The 14,290-nt window shown below is 57.2% G+C and carries 14 protein-coding genes; 9 read left to right on the top strand and 5 right to left on the bottom strand.

The window, feature by feature from the left end; all coding sequences use genetic code 11:
- Positions 1–50: 50 nt before the first annotated feature.
- On the bottom strand, positions 51–485 hold the full coding sequence (gene hpaR, locus GOV91_RS05190; RefSeq protein WP_171234691.1) for a homoprotocatechuate degradation operon regulator HpaR: 435 nt from the start codon (positions 483–485) through the stop codon (positions 51–53).
- A gap of 222 nt (positions 486–707) precedes the next feature.
- On the opposite strand from hpaR, the gene GOV91_RS05185 reads away from it, so the two are divergent.
- Positions 708–1,478 (top strand): HpcH/HpaI aldolase/citrate lyase family protein, encoded by a 771-nt coding sequence (locus GOV91_RS05185; RefSeq protein ID WP_171178499.1) that lies wholly within the window; start codon positions 708–710, stop codon positions 1,476–1,478.
- A gap of 4 nt (positions 1,479–1,482) precedes the next feature.
- On the opposite strand, the gene GOV91_RS05180 is transcribed toward GOV91_RS05185, so the two are convergent.
- A complete protein-coding gene (locus GOV91_RS05180) occupies positions 1,483–2,625 on the bottom strand; it encodes a DUF3095 domain-containing protein (protein WP_171178502.1) in 1,143 nt (380 codons plus the stop codon).
- 141 nt (positions 2,626–2,766) lie between these two features.
- Here GOV91_RS05180 and GOV91_RS05175 point away from each other — a divergent pair, with 141 nt between their 5' ends.
- The 5 genes from GOV91_RS05175 (at position 2,767) to GOV91_RS05155 (ending at position 8,625) form a co-directional block, all read left to right on the top strand.
- Positions 2,767–3,939 carry an MFS transporter gene (locus GOV91_RS05175; RefSeq protein ID WP_171234690.1) on the top strand — a complete coding sequence of 391 codons (1,173 nt, stop codon included), beginning with the start codon at positions 2,767–2,769 and terminating at the stop codon, positions 3,937–3,939.
- Positions 3,940–3,960: 21 nt separating this feature from the next.
- Positions 3,961–4,992, top strand: coding sequence for a glycosyltransferase family 4 protein (locus tag GOV91_RS05170; protein WP_171234689.1), 1,032 nt, complete (start codon positions 3,961–3,963; stop codon positions 4,990–4,992).
- A 103-nt stretch (positions 4,993–5,095) separates the two neighbouring features.
- Positions 5,096–6,118 carry an aspartate-semialdehyde dehydrogenase gene (locus GOV91_RS05165; RefSeq protein ID WP_171234688.1) on the top strand — a complete coding sequence of 341 codons (1,023 nt, stop codon included), beginning with the start codon at positions 5,096–5,098 and terminating at the stop codon, positions 6,116–6,118.
- A gap of 383 nt (positions 6,119–6,501) precedes the next feature.
- Positions 6,502–7,443, top strand: coding sequence for a hypothetical protein (locus GOV91_RS05160; RefSeq protein WP_171234687.1), 942 nt, complete (start codon positions 6,502–6,504; stop codon positions 7,441–7,443).
- 264 nt (positions 7,444–7,707) lie between these two features.
- Complete coding sequence (locus GOV91_RS05155; RefSeq protein ID WP_171234686.1) at positions 7,708–8,625, top strand: endonuclease/exonuclease/phosphatase family protein; 918 nt, start codon at positions 7,708–7,710, stop codon at positions 8,623–8,625.
- Between the two features lie 93 nt (positions 8,626–8,718).
- Here GOV91_RS05155 and GOV91_RS05150 read toward each other — a convergent pair whose 3' ends face one another.
- Positions 8,719–9,369, bottom strand: coding sequence for a carbonic anhydrase (locus tag GOV91_RS05150; protein ID WP_171234685.1), 651 nt, complete (start codon positions 9,367–9,369; stop codon positions 8,719–8,721).
- A gap of 145 nt (positions 9,370–9,514) precedes the next feature.
- Between GOV91_RS05150 and GOV91_RS05145 the strand changes: the two genes are divergently transcribed.
- From GOV91_RS05145 to GOV91_RS05135, 3 genes are all read left to right on the top strand, one after another.
- A complete protein-coding gene (locus GOV91_RS05145; RefSeq protein ID WP_171234841.1) occupies positions 9,515–9,904 on the top strand; it encodes a hypothetical protein in 390 nt (129 codons plus the stop codon).
- A 63-nt stretch (positions 9,905–9,967) separates the two neighbouring features.
- Positions 9,968–11,350, top strand: coding sequence for a M17 family metallopeptidase (locus tag GOV91_RS05140; protein ID WP_171234684.1), 1,383 nt, complete (start codon positions 9,968–9,970; stop codon positions 11,348–11,350).
- Positions 11,347–12,084, top strand: coding sequence for a C40 family peptidase (locus GOV91_RS05135; RefSeq protein WP_171234683.1), 738 nt, complete (start codon positions 11,347–11,349; stop codon positions 12,082–12,084). The genes GOV91_RS05140 and GOV91_RS05135 overlap by 4 nt, the downstream gene beginning before the upstream one ends.
- Here GOV91_RS05135 and GOV91_RS05130 read toward each other — a convergent pair.
- Together GOV91_RS05130 and GOV91_RS05125 are read right to left on the bottom strand one after the other, a co-directional pair.
- Complete coding sequence (locus GOV91_RS05130) at positions 12,081–12,431, bottom strand: DUF2794 domain-containing protein (protein ID WP_171178528.1); 351 nt, start codon at positions 12,429–12,431, stop codon at positions 12,081–12,083. The genes GOV91_RS05135 and GOV91_RS05130 overlap by 4 nt on opposite strands.
- A 73-nt stretch (positions 12,432–12,504) precedes the next feature.
- Entirely contained in the window at positions 12,505–14,169 is a 1,665-nt protein-coding gene (locus GOV91_RS05125) for an iron ABC transporter permease (protein WP_171234840.1), read from the bottom strand.
- Positions 14,170–14,290: the final 121 nt, after the last annotated feature.

The following is a 14,290-nucleotide window of genomic DNA, read 5'->3' as shown; positions in this document are numbered from 1 at the left end:
CTAAATTCTCCGGCGGGGTTTCTAAGAAGCGTCTTCGCTTTAGCCACTTGTCAGGCTTCGAGATTTTTCAGGTCATTGAGAAGATCCAGCAACAACTCGTGCTTTTCCGGCCCCAGCTGAGACCGAATGCGTTCTGCTTGGGCGATACTTACGGGCAAATTGGCGCGAATGATCTGGGTACCGTTTGTGGTGATCTCAATGATCTGGCGACGGCGATCTGCCGGATGAGAGCGCCGCGAGATCAAACCGCTTTGTTCCAGCTTCTGCAAAATCCGCGTCAGGCTGGGCAACAACAGGCAGGCGCGATCAGCGATGTGTGTCGGTTCCAGTGGGCCTTCTTCGTTCAAAACCCGCAAAACCCGCCACTGCTGTTCGGTGACACCAGCGTCAGCCAGCATTGCACGGATGGGTCCCATAACCTTTTCCCGCGCCCGCAACAGCGCTATGGGCAAAGATCGCGACGTCAGAGGCAGGTCGTCAGTCATAGGAAAATTATCACCGAATTTCAGCTTTTTCGCAAGCAATCCTCCCAGTTCTGGCAAGGCGCTAGTTATCATCATGCGGAGGCAAGGCGCCGCCAGCGTCGATTATGCCCCGTCAGAAAGGCTGCATTCAGACTGGACAATTCACTGTCATAAGAGAAGATGCAGAAAGGACCCGGCACCGGGTCTTTGATAATCATGGTTTGCAAAAGCAAGAGAGATCTGATGGCTGCCCCGGAAAACCCCTTCAAAAAGGCTCTAAATGAGGGAAAAACCCAGATTGGGTGCTGGATGAGCTTTGCTGAATCTGTCACCGCCGAGGTCATGGGCACAGCGGGTTTCGATTGGTTGGTAATTGACGGGGAACACGCCCCAAATGACATCCGTTCGATCCGGGATCAACTCATGGCTTTGGCCGCCAGCCCATCGCATCCGGTGGTGCGCGTTCCAATTGGCGAAACCTGGTTGATCAAAATGGTTCTGGATGCAGGGGCGCAGACCGTGCTGGTCCCAATCGTCGAAAGCGCCGAGCAAGCGCGCGAACTGGTTCGTGCGTGTCGCTATCCTCCGACCGGAGCGCGCGGCGTGGGTGCTATGGCGGCACGGGCGACTATGTATGGGGCTGTCGACGCGTATATTCAAACAGCGGATCAGGAAATCTGCCTGTTGCTGCAAGTTGAAACCCGCGCTGGATTGGATGCCCTGGATGATATTTTACAGGTCGAGGGCGTTGATGGAGTTTTCATCGGCCCCGCCGACCTGTCGACCGACATGGGCTATCAGGGCAACAGCGCCGCCCCTGAGATGCGCGAGGTGATCGCAGACGCGCTGGCGCGGATCAAGGCGTCTGGCAAAGCGCCGGGCATCCTTGCGACCAATGACGAGGCCCGGCAAGCCTATAAAGACATGGGCGCGCAGTTTTTGGCCGTAGGTATCGACGTGATGCTATTGGCGCAGACGGCCCGTTCGCTTTCGGAGCAGTGGAAGGTGTCTTGACCTTTCACGCGCGCATGGCCGCAGCGGCCTGAGCATACCCGCCCGACGCGCCATCAACAAAATGCACATGATCATCCCGGGTGGCCGACGGGACAATGCATGTCATCATCGCTTCGTTTTGTGCGTGCAAACCATAGCGTATCTTTCCACGCGACCGCGCTTGCTCCAGCATGTGTTCGATCCGTTTCAACGTGGACGCATCACAATCAAGCGTCATCTTCAAACCGTCATCAAACTTGCGAAAATCCGCGTTGCCGCTGACCATCTTCTTGTAGTGGTCCGGCTCGAACTGACCCAGGCGTTTGCCCAGTTTAAACAGGGCTGCGATCAACAGATTCTGGAACAGCAGAACAGTCTTTTGCAATATCATGTTCCGTCCATTGCGTGACACATGCGCGTCAATGTCCAAGCCAGGCGGCGGCCATTTCATGGGCGGGCCGTTCTCGGGCACGGGGTGCCCTGCACGCTCCAGTTTTTCCGACATGGACAGAACGGATTGCACCAGATCGGCAAAATCACCCTCTGACGCTGATGCAGTGGGCTCAACAACCAGCGAGACGATCTGGCCATGCCGAGCCGTACTGTTGGACCATCTGCACGACAGGCCTGTCAGATTCGGCTGGGCGCCCGGTTCTGCTTGATCAACCATGTTGCGGCCAGCCTTCATCTCGGCTTCGGCCCAGGCCAGCCCACCCCCCGAGAACATGGCATAGTCCACGCCGGTAGATGGTGCATAGCGGGCCACGCGCACATCCCGACCGGCGGCTCGGACCTCGGCCATCGATACCATGGCCGCACGCAGAGGCATGGAAAACTCTTCTTCTGCCCAGCGTCGCAAAGCAGCCAATGCATCACGCGCGGCTTCGACCTGACTGGGCGGAACGGCAAAGCCAGCACCGTCGCCACCAAAAACATAGGGAAACAGCTTACCGTTCATGGCGTTGATCATGGCTGAAATCACAGCCGCCCCAACCGTGTTGACGGTTTTGTATCGGCCCCGGGCGATTTCTCCGGTTGAATCAACTATGTCAGCAACGCCGACGACCCATTCATCCGGCACAGCTGAAAACTGCGTCGGGTCCGCCACCAAAGTAAACTCCCGCAAAAGAGGGAGGTTTTCATAAAACTCGGAATGGAGGTCTTTCATGGTCCCCCTCAAATCAAAGTTGAGCTTAAATTAGGCGGGCGTAAGTCCAAGTCCCGTTTCTGAAATATACTACACACGCTTGTGCGTTGCATCATGACATGCCAAGCCTTTCCCTAAAGCGCGCAAAATAAGGGGCAAGTTATGCAGGCAGGTTTGGTGGTTTTATGCCTGGGCTACGTACTCAGCCAGTTTTTCCGCGCGTTTCTGGCTGTTCTCAGCCTCGACCTGGAACAGGATATTGGCGCAACACCCGAGGATCTGGCGTTTGCCTCGGGCCTTTGGTTCCTGGTTTTTGCTGCGATGCAAATCCCGGTCGGCTGGGCGCTGGATCGGGTTGGCCCCCGCCTGACCGCAGCGGTCCTGCTGCTGATTGGTGGTGCAGGAGGGGCGGCGCTTTTTGCCGCTGCGTCTTCGCCAATGCATATCAGCATTGCAATGGGTCTGATTGGCGTTGGCTGCTCGCCGGTCCTGATGGCCTCATATTTTATCTTTGCCCGAGAATACCCTCCGGCGCGGTTTGCCACTTTGGCGGCTGTGATGCTTGGCGTGGGGTCTGTTGGCAACCTCGTGGCATCCTACCCCACCGCACTCGCGGTCGAGTGGATGGGATGGCGCGCAACGATGGTTGGGCTGGCCGTGATTTCGGCTGCAATTTCTCTTGGCATTTTGCTGACTGTGCATGATCCGAAAAAGGTTGAGACGGACCAAAAGGGGTCATTGTTGGACCTTGTGAAGGAGCCCGCCCTCTGGTTGATCCTGCCGCTGATGTTGGTCGCATACGCGCCTTCTGGCGCTTTGCGGGGCCTTTGGGCGGGGCCATATCTGAACGATGTTTTCGGGTTAAGCACGACGCAAATCGGCACCGCGACCCTGATCATGGGGGCCGCAATGATCGCTGGCACTTTTGTCTACGGGCCATTGGATCGCGTTTTTGGTACCCGAAAGTGGGTTGTTTTTGCGGGCAATGCGCTGGGGGCAGTGGCGCTGACCTTGCTGTGCCTGTGGATTGACAACGCAATCTGGCTGTCTGTTCTGCTGCTGGCCGTCATAGGCTTTGCCGGGGCCAGCTTTCCGGTCATCATGGCCCATGGTCGGGCCTTTGTACCACCGCACCTGGTTGGCCGCGGCGTCACCCTTTTGAACCTGTTCGGCATCGGTGGCGTCGGCGTTGCCCAGTTCGTCACCGGTCGGATTCATGCTGCCACCGTTCAGACTGGGTCAACCGCGCCTTACACGGCGATATTCGGGTTTTTTGCCATATCGCTTGCCATTGGTTGCGTGATCTATCTATTCAGCCGGGATAGTGTCGACTGAAGCAGCCATCAGGAGAGCCCGGTGAAAGACCCCGTCGTCATAGCCCCAAATCTGAAACGCAGGCTTTCGGGCGTGACCGCAACCATCGCAAGGCTGGTTCCGCTTCAGGCAAAATCAATCGACATCGCCGCCACGGGTCCGGGCCTGCCCGCCGACATCCCGCATATCCCGCTGGGCCGCCTACCCTTTCTTTCACGCCGTCCAATGCGCGTTTGGCATGCCCGTCGCAATACAGAGATGCTGCTGGGTCTGATCCTGCGGAACGTGTTCCGCCTGAAACTCAAACTGCTGTTCACCAGCGCATCCCAACGTCCTCATACTGGCTACACAAAATGGCTGATCGGCAAGATGGACGCGATCGTGGCAACGTCACAAAAAACCGCCGGGTACCTTGAGCGCGACGCGCAGGTTGTCATGCATGGTATCAACCTCGAGGACTTTACGCCCCCACAGGACAAGGCCGCCGTTCGGGAGAAACTGCGGCTGCCGGACGGATTGCTGTTGGGATGCTACGGCCGCATCCGGCACCAAAAAGGTACAGATGCCTTTGTTGACGCGATGATCGATCTGTGTGGGCGGTTCGACACCGTTTCAGGTATCGTCATGGGCCGGGCAACTGAGACACACACCGCATTTCTGGCCGAGCTGAAAGACAAGGTTGCTAAGACGGGCTTGTCTGATCGCATCCTATTCATGCCCGAGGTCACGGTCGATCAGATTGCCGAATGGTATCAGGTTCTGGACCTGTTCATCGCGCCGCAACGGTGGGAGGGGTTCGGGCTCACCCCGCTTGAAGCCATGGCGTGTGGCGTACCGGTTGTGGCCACAGATGTTGGCGCGTTTTCCGAGATCGTGACCGACCCTTCGCTGGGCCGGGTCGTAGCCCCCGACGATATTCCCGCGCTGGCCGATGCAGCGGCGGAGATGCTGGAAAACCGTGATTCCCTTGCACTGTCCGGTCAGGCCGCCCGTACCCATGTCGAACAGAATTTCGATATTCACGGTGAGGCAGAGACGTTGGTTGCACTCTACCAGCGTCTTCTGAGCACCTGAAGCGCTTCAATTCGACGTCAATTGTTCAAATCCACGCCGAAAACTCTTTTTTCTTCGCCGCAACGCAGCTATGAACGCGCGTCCTTAACTTTGGAGACATGAAATGGGCTATCGCGTCGTTGTCGCCGGCGCCACGGGTAACGTGGGCCGCGAAATGCTGAACATCCTGGCGGAACGCCAGTTCCCGGTCGATGAACTTGCTGCTCTGGCAAGCCGTCGTTCCTTGGGCACAGAGGTGAGCTTTGGCGACAAGACACTGACGACCCAGGACATCGACACGTTCGACTTCACCGGCTGGGACATGGCGCTGTTCGCCATTGGCTCGGACGCGACCAAGACCTATGGTCCCAAGGCTGCGGCTGCGGGCTGCGTCGTAATCGATAACTCGTCGCTCTACCGCTATGATCCCGAGATTCCGCTGATTGTGCCGGAATGTAATCCCGAGGCGATCCACGACTATAATAACAAGAACATCATCGCGAACCCCAACTGCTCGACCGCACAGATGGTTGTCGCGCTGAAACCGCTGCATGACCGTGCCAAGATCAAACGCGTGGTTGTCTCGACCTATCAGTCGGTTTCGGGTGCCGGTAAGGACGGCATGGATGAGCTTTGGGATCAGACCAAAGCCATCTACAACCCCACCACAGAAGTTGAGCCGAAAAAGTTCCAGAAACAGATCGCGTTCAACGTCATTCCCCAAATCGACGTCTTCATGGAAGACGGCTCAACCAAGGAAGAGTGGAAGATGGTTGTCGAGACCAAGAAGATCGTCGATCCGTCGATCAAGGTCACAGCCACCTGTGTCCGCGTTCCGGTGTTCGTCGGCCATTCCGAGGCCGTGAATATCGAGTTCGAGGAATTCCTGGACGAAGACGAAGCCCGCGACATCCTGCGCGAGGCACCGGGCATCATGGTGATCGACAAGCGCGAAGCCGGTGGCTACGTCTCGCCCATCGAATGCGCGGGTGACTTTGCTACGTTCATCAGCCGTATCCGTCAGGATTCGACCGTGGAAAATGGCATCAACCTGTGGTGCGTCTCGGACAACCTGCGCAAGGGCGCGGCCCTGAACGCGGTACAGATCGCTGAACTGCTGGGCCGTGAGGTTCTGAAAAAGGGCTGACGTTCCGGCCCCAATAAAGACCAAGAAGAAACCCGCTGTTTGGTCAGCGGGTTTTTTTGTTTCAGTCAGCCTAGATTGCAAACCAAACGGGCTCTAGTCGCGCATACAGTTTCTTGGACAGGACATTGAGGCCACAGAACTGCCCTTCCAAATACTGCACCCCGACCTGATTAGTCATAAGCGGACGAAGCAGTCTTTCATACAGTGCCCAATTCCCCCGTCGCAGTTTACACAATCGGCGACGGTTCGAACCATTCGAAGTTCGAGATGCACAACCTTTCACTCCCATGTGTTCATTTTTATTGTTCGGCACCTCCCTCAACTTGCTTTAGGGCAAATGACGTTCGCAGTAATACTTAAAAAATCGTGCTGGGGTTTCTGACATGCTCAAAGGCATCTCGAAGCGTACTACAATAGGCGTATTGGTTGCCGTGGCAGCCGTAATCGGCGTAGGCGTCACTTGGTTCATACTTTATGGACCTGGGACTTGGACTGGTAACATCTCCAATCGCAAACTTTCCGATACGACCGCCAATGCTAGCCTGCCGAGACAGGCAAACGGGCAATCTGCCAATCTTCTATCGGCCTTTCACGGGCTTGACGCTTTGCCGCGGCTTTCCAATGTGATTTGCAAAGGTTCAAAGGGCTATTCTGGGATGCCTGTTATCTTCTCGACCGAGATAGACGTCGCCACGATGCAGGCGGGTGACTTTCAGGTCAGGACTAGGTCTGGCGAAATTGGGATCATGCACTGCGTGTCTGTTCTTCCCGCCACTGATCCGGGAGAGCTGCGTACCGTACTCTTGATCGGGCGGTTGGGCCCTTCGGACACTGACCCACCAGTCAGCGTTGAAATCGTGGGTCATCTGCATTCGATCGACGGGTCGATGGATTTTCGCGGAGCCAGTACGCCAGTAATACCCCTTGAAGACGGGCCATCGATCGCATGGGCTGAGGTTGTGGAAGACTGGACACTTGTTGGCACGCTGGGCCCACCTCGGGTCAGGGGCAGCCTCTGCCAAACAGAGGGCATCGTTCAGGCGGTCCGTGTTGTGTGGGAGGGCGGCGTGACGCTGGAAGACGGTACCGAGCCCGGCGAGGCTGAGCGCGATCTCTACGCGATCACCGTCGAAGCGGCGGATGGGACCCGGCGCGAGGTGAAGCCAGCAGAGCTGGCAAACTTAGGCGATGGAGACAACAACCACATGCTCTGTATGGATACAAAAGACCAGCCCATCTCGGTATCCTTCCCAGAGGGAATCCTGACAGACCCAAATGGCGACCTTAACCCGGTCACAAAGGTGGCTATCACACCTCTACCTTGACCACTTGAATACCGAATTTTGGGGTTTGGGACTCGCCTCCTTAGTGCACGCACCGGATAACGTTAAGATCTTAACCCATGACAATCCTTACGCAACGCGTGCAAGTAACCGCTGTGGGCGCGAGGCGGCCCTCAATGAGGTAAATTTGCCCGGTCTGTTGACAAAGACGGGCTGGCTTGCCACCTAAATAACAAACCTTGATCGCGGCAGATGTGACCAATCACACCTCAGGCGGTGTCCCGCGCAAGGCGGCTGAGGCAGAGCATGCAGGTTTCGACCAAACGCAGAATTGGCAGAACTCTGACCATCGGATGCGCGAGTGTTCTGATGGCGCTTGTCTTCATTGGCTTTACCGGGCAAATCTTTGCCGTTGGGGACTCGATTGCCCTTTTACGCCCGCAAGCTGGTATTTTGCTGGTACTCTATTCAGCGCTGTTGCTGTACCTGCGCGCCAGGTATCTCGCTTTGACAACTTTTGCCGTTGCCGCGATGGCCCTTGGTTCGATCGCCACCAGCTATGCTGCACCCTCTGCCGATTGCAACGGCACTTGCCTGACGCTTTATCAGAAAAACCTGATGAGCAAAGCTTGGCCGCGCTATTCATTGGCGGACGACATTGTCGCATCCGACGCCCAGGTTGTGACATTGCAGGAAGTGTCCAGCCACAACCAGAAATACATGAGCAACCTGTTCGAACACTACCCGTCCAAGACTGTTTGCGGCTTTCGACCCGAACAAAGCGTTGCCATCCTGACAACCCTGCCCATCGTGGAAAACTCTGAGTTCTGTCTGAAAGGCTCGGGGCTGGTTGGCATTCAGGTCGAGGCCCCTGACGGTACTTTAGTCTGGATTGTATCGATTCACCTGAATTGGCCGTTTCCTTATGATCAAGCGCAGCAAAGTCAGGTTATCGCTGATCGCATTGCGGATTTGGACGGCCCTGTCCTGATTGCCGGCGATTTCAACATGGTACCATGGGGGGCAAGCGTTCAGCGGATCGCTGCGGCGGCGGACAATCAAAGCTTTGGAACCGCCCTGAATACGCATCATCTTGGCAGTTGGAAGTTGCCGCTGCCGATAGACAACCTACTCTTCCCCAAAGGCACAATCGGAACGGTCGAATTGCGCCCTTTCATGGGATCGGACCATCTGGGAAAGCTTGCCAGGATTCGAATAGAGTGACGTACGCGGGCTGGGCGCTCACACGCTAAACAGGTGTGGTTTTCGACAGAGATTGTGCCGTCCACCGCAGGGCCAAATCAAAAAAGAGCCGCTTCAGACGGGAACAAACTTCTTCTGATAGGGATCAAAGCATTCCAGTCCGCCTGCACCGATATCTGTCCACAAGCCATGCAGGCTCAGCGCGCCTTGCCCGACCGCCTCCGAGATGAACGGAAAGGTCATCAGGTTTTCCAGAGACGCCACAACCGCATGGCGTTCGAACTGCCGCGCCTGATCAACACGGTCTTCGATATCGGCAACCAGCTCGTATTTGGGTTTGAGGATGTCCATCCACCGGCCCACAAAGCTTTCCTTGACCTCCAATTGGGGTGCTTCCCCTTTGCACATGTCGATGCACCCCTGAACACCGCCACATTGCGAATGACCCAACACGATCAGATGCGCGACCTTCAGCGCCGTGACGGCGTATTCGATTGCTGCGCTGGTGCCGTGATGATCACCGTCCGGCGCGTATGGCGGCACCAGATTGGCAATGTTGCGGTGAATAAAGAAATCGCCCTGATCGGCCCCGAACATGGAAGTCACATGCACCCGGCTGTCGCAGCAGGATATTACCATCGCTCGGGGGCGCTGCCCCTCTTCTGCCAACCGCTTGTACCAAACCTGGTTCTCGGAATATGTCGTGGCATTCCACCCGTGATACCGCTTGACCAGATAGGTCGGCAAAGGCTTGGCAAAGTCCATTGTGTTGTCCCAGTTCTTCTCGCTTTAGGACGCTCTAAACCGAATTCAAGAAAAATTCGAGCCATTATCCAATTTCCCTGCAAGGTTTTGCAAAGGATTTTACTGCCAGTATCAGACCCACGCCGTGGGGGCGTCAAAACTTAGGGTGAATGTGGTGGAAAAGATAATCACGCTTGAACACAAGGAATCCGTCCGACTGGACCCGGAACAACTCAGTGGGCTGTACAGCCAATTGGGGGACAAGAACGCGTTGGACGTGCTGTGCCGCACGGTTGAGGAACTGGCCGTGCGTCTTTCGAACTGTGAACGGTTTTGGCGGCACCGCGAATGGGCCGATCTGCGCAAATGCGCCAAGTCGCTGGTTGCAATCTCTGAACAGGTCGGGATGACAGTGCTGGCGCGGGTGGCAGCGGATGTGGCCCAAACAGTCGATGCCGGTGATGCGGTGGCGGCGGGTGCAACTCTGGGGCGGTTGATCCGAGTAGGCGAACGTTCCCTGACCGCGGTATGGGACCAGCAGGATCTTTCCGTCTGACAGGGGTTGCAGGTGGATCAGGCGCAGCTAGTCTGTGCGAGGAATTCTAATGCCGAGACGCCCATGACCCTGTCCTTCGCTCCACCCTCTGACACCTCTTTTCCGTTGCATGTGATTGCTCAGCCGGACCTGGAAAGCTGGTTGCAAAAGCAATCGCAGCACGTGCAATCTTGGGTCGCTGTGAACGGGTTTTCGGCGGCCCTGGGTCAGACTTTGTTGGTACCAAGCGCAAATGGCGCAGCAGAGGTGGCGCTGGCAGGCTACGGAACCGAAGCAAAACGCGCGCGCAAACGGTTCCCGCTGGCCGCTGCCGCTCTGTCATTGCCAGAAGGAACCTATCATATCGCATCCGGCGTGCCCGCGGACCAGTTAGAGGTTGAATGCCTCGGCTGGCTGTTGGCCGGTTATGCGTTTGATCACTATGCCTCCCAAACCGGTGGGTCAGCGGAACTGGTCGCACCGGATGGGGTGGATGCAGCTCGTATCGAAGCAATGGCGCAGGCCGAGGCTTTGACACGCGATCTGGTCAACACACCCGCGTCGGATATGGGACCAGCACAGCTGCATCAGGCGGTCGAGGCCTTGGCCGCAGAGTTTGGGGCCACTTGCGACGCAATCCTTGGTGATGCGCTGCTGGATCAGAACTTCCCGATGATCCACACGGTTGGGCGGGCCGCGCAACAGGCCCCGCGATTGATCGAGCTGACCTGGGGCAACAGCGGCCCAAAACTGACGCTCGTGGGCAAAGGTGTATGCTTCGACACAGGTGGGCTGAACCTGAAACCGGGTGCCTCGATGGGGCTGATGAAAAAAGACATGGGCGGGGCCGCCAATGTGCTTGGATTGGCGCGCATGATCATGGCGCTGGATCTGCCGGTGCAGCTTCGTGTCATGATCCCCGCTGTTGAAAACGCGGTTGCGGGCAACGCGTTCCGGCCCGGTGACATCTTGACCTCACGCAAGGGCCTGACGGTTGAGATCAACAACACCGACGCCGAAGGGCGTTTGGTTCTGGCCGACGCTCTGACTCTGGCGGATGAGGGTGAGCCCGATCTGGTGATTTCGATGGCCACGCTCACAGGCGCGGCGCGCGTCGCCGTGGGCCCCGACTTGGCCCCGTTCTATACGGATGATGAAACTTGCGCGTCGGCTCTGTCCAACGCCGCAGTTGTTTCGGCTGATCCGGTCTGGCGTATGCCGTTTCACACACCTTACGAGGCGATGATCGAACCCGGCATCGCAGATCTGGACAATGCGCCTTCGGGCGGGTTCGCAGGTTCGATCACCGCCGCCTTGTTTCTGCGCAGGTTCGTGGGATCGCGCCGCTACATCCATTTCGACATCTATGCGTGGCAGCCCAGCAAGGAACCAGGGCGCAGCAAGGGTGGTCTGGGACAAGGGCCGCGCGCGATTCTGAACGCTTTGCCCGAGATGTTGGGCCTGTGACTCGCCTGCGCATATCCAAACCTGTGGTCGATCTTTTGCGCGACCCTGAAGGGCCTCGCGACAGGCAGGTGCTTTTCGGTGATACGGTTCAAGTTGCAGATGAAAAGGACGGCTGGAGCCGGGTCATCGCCGACAAAGACGGGTACACTGGCTGGCTGCAAACGGATCAATTGACCCATGACATTCCCGCCACCCATTGGATTAAAGCACCGGCGACGCATGCATATGAAAGCGCAGACTTCAAAAGCCGCGATCTGGTTTCGCTCAGCTTCGGAAGCAAGATCCATGTTTTGGCGGAAACAGATCGCTATCTGGAAATCGAGTGGGGCTTTGTTCCAAAGGTACACACCGCACCAATTTCTGAGACCCAGCAAGACCCTGTCGAAGTAGCCGAATTGTTCCTGGGGACGCCTTATTTGTGGGGCGGAAACAGCCGATTTGGGATCGATTGTTCCGGGCTTGTCCAAGCTGCGCTGCTGGCCTGCGGCGTGCCTTGCCCCGGCGACAGCGGTGATCAGGAACAAACTTTGGGCGCGACACTCGCCGATGGGTCAGCAACGCAAAGGGGCGATTTGTTGTTTTGGAAAGGTCATGTGGCCTGGGTATCCGGAGACAACATGATTTTGCATGCCAACGCCAGCCATATGGCGGTAGTGTTTGAACCTATGGATCAGGCCATTGAGCGTATTCAGGCGCAGGGCGATGGTCCGATCACAGCTCACAAAAGGCTCTAATCAAGGTTGACCGCCCGGATCAACTTGCGTTCCAACACTCTAAGTACCGCGCGCAAATCGTGGCCGCGTTTCAGGATGCGACCGTCCATGCCGACCACAGAATACATCCCCTGCCGGGACCTAAGCCGCGGGTGCTTTTCGACACGATAGATCGGATGTTCAGCAGTGCGCCGGAAGATCGAGAACACTGCCATGTCGCGCAGGTTCGAGATACCATAGTCCCGCCATTCTCCGGCGGCGACCATCCGGCCATATACGGACAGGATTTGGGACATCTCATGCCGGTCAAAGGCGACGGGCATCTGCGCTGCACTTGCCGAAAACCGGCTGGGAGGCTGCATATTCATACCTCCAGCCTTGCCGGAAATCGCGTTTGAATCAAGCCTGATGCGTTATGACCCAAGAATTCAGGCGGAAGTGTTACCGTCGACCAACCTGACGGCAAATCAGGATCACAGGCAGCAGACCAACGGCCAAAATGACTAGAGATGGCACGGCTGCGCCCTCCAACCTCTCGTCCGAGGCCAACCTGTAGGCTTGCACCGCCAATGTGTCGAAGTTGAACGGACGCATGATCAGCGTGGCGGGCAATTCCTTCATCACGTCCACGAAAACGATCAACAGCGCCGTCAGAAGGGATGGTGTCAGAATAGGCAAATGCACGCGCCGCAAGGTCCCCAGCGGTGACTGACCCAGTGACCGCGCAGCAGCATCCATATTGGCGTGCACCGTGCTTTGACCCCCTTCATAGGCGCTGAGCGCGGCTGCCAGAAACCGCACCATATAGGCAGCGACAAGCAGCCAGATCGAACCTGTGACCAGCAATCCGGTGGACACATCGAATGTCTTGCGCATCCAGGCATCTAGCGCGTTGTCGAACCCGGCAAAGGGGACGATCAGACCCACCGCAATCACGCCCCCAGGCACGGCATATCCCAACCGCGCCAGATAAGCCGTCGCAGAGGATGCCCGCCCGGGCCTGAGACGTTGGAAGAACCCGATGCTGATCGCCGCAAAGACGGTGATGACCGCTGCCGTCCCGGCCAGAGTCAGCGAGTTCTGGATGAACCCGATATAGCGCCGCGACAGCAGGTTTTGTTCCGATTCCAACCCCATCTCAACCAGAATGATCACCGGCAACAAGAACCCGAACAGAACCGGTATCGCACATAGCAGAAAGGCCCCTAAGGCGCGCAGGCCCGTCAGGTCGGCTGCCGGTTGCGCGACATGTTGTTTTCCGGCCTGATAATATTTCGCCTTGCCGCGCTGCGCGCGCTCGGCCACGGCCATCACCAGAGCAAAAACCAGCAGGCACAGCGCCAATTGCGCCGCCGCCGCGCGGTCCGCCATGGAAAACCAACTGGTGTAGATACCGGTCGCAAAGGTCTGCACGCCGAAATACGAAACGGTGCCAAAATCCGCGATGGTCTCCATCACTGCCAGTAGGACGCCGCCCGCAATCGCTGGCCGCGCCATTGGCAGCGAAACGCGCCGAAACGCCAGCCATGGATTGTTCCCCAGCGCCCGAGCCGCCAGAAACGCCGTAGCGCTTTGTTGCAGAAAGGCCGCTCGCGCCAGCAGATAGACATAGGGGTACAGCACAAGGATCAGCATCACCGCTGCACCTTCGGTCGAGCGTATTTCCGGGAACCAATAGTCGCGCGGCCCCCAGCCTGTCACGTCCCGCAATGTGCTTTGAACGATCCCCGGGTGGTCCAGAATGAACGTGTAGGCATAAGCCAAAACATAGGCGGGAAAGGCCAGTGGCAGCACAAGTGCGATTTCTAAAAAGCGTACGCCGGGGAAGCGGGTCATCGTCACCAGCCAAGCGGCTCCGGTGCCGATACTAAAGGTACCTGCTGCAACCAATACAACAAGGATCAGGGTCGTGACCGTATAACTCGGCAACACCGTTTGCATCAGATGCGAGATCGTATCCGTCCCACCCGTCACTGCTGCCAATACCACGGCAAGCATGGGCAACAGGCACGCCCCCGCCACGATATACGCAATCCCCGCCAACAGCCGGGTTCCGCGTACGCCACGATTGCGCGATCCGTTTTGTGAGTATTCGATTTCGGCCATCATCCCGGCTGTTGACTGACAAAGGCGAAGGGTTCGCCTTTAATCGACCAAAAAGCTCGGAAACACCAGTACGTAGGCCAATAAATCTGCGGCATTAAATGCCACAGACCCATTTTCTAAG

It is taken from the genome of Ruegeria sp. HKCCA6837 (assembly GCF_013034475.1).
Taxonomy (GTDB): Bacteria; Pseudomonadota; Alphaproteobacteria; order Rhodobacterales; family Rhodobacteraceae; genus Ruegeria.
Note: the sequence above shows the minus strand (reverse complement) of the source record. Positions and strands in the feature narration are given on the sequence as shown.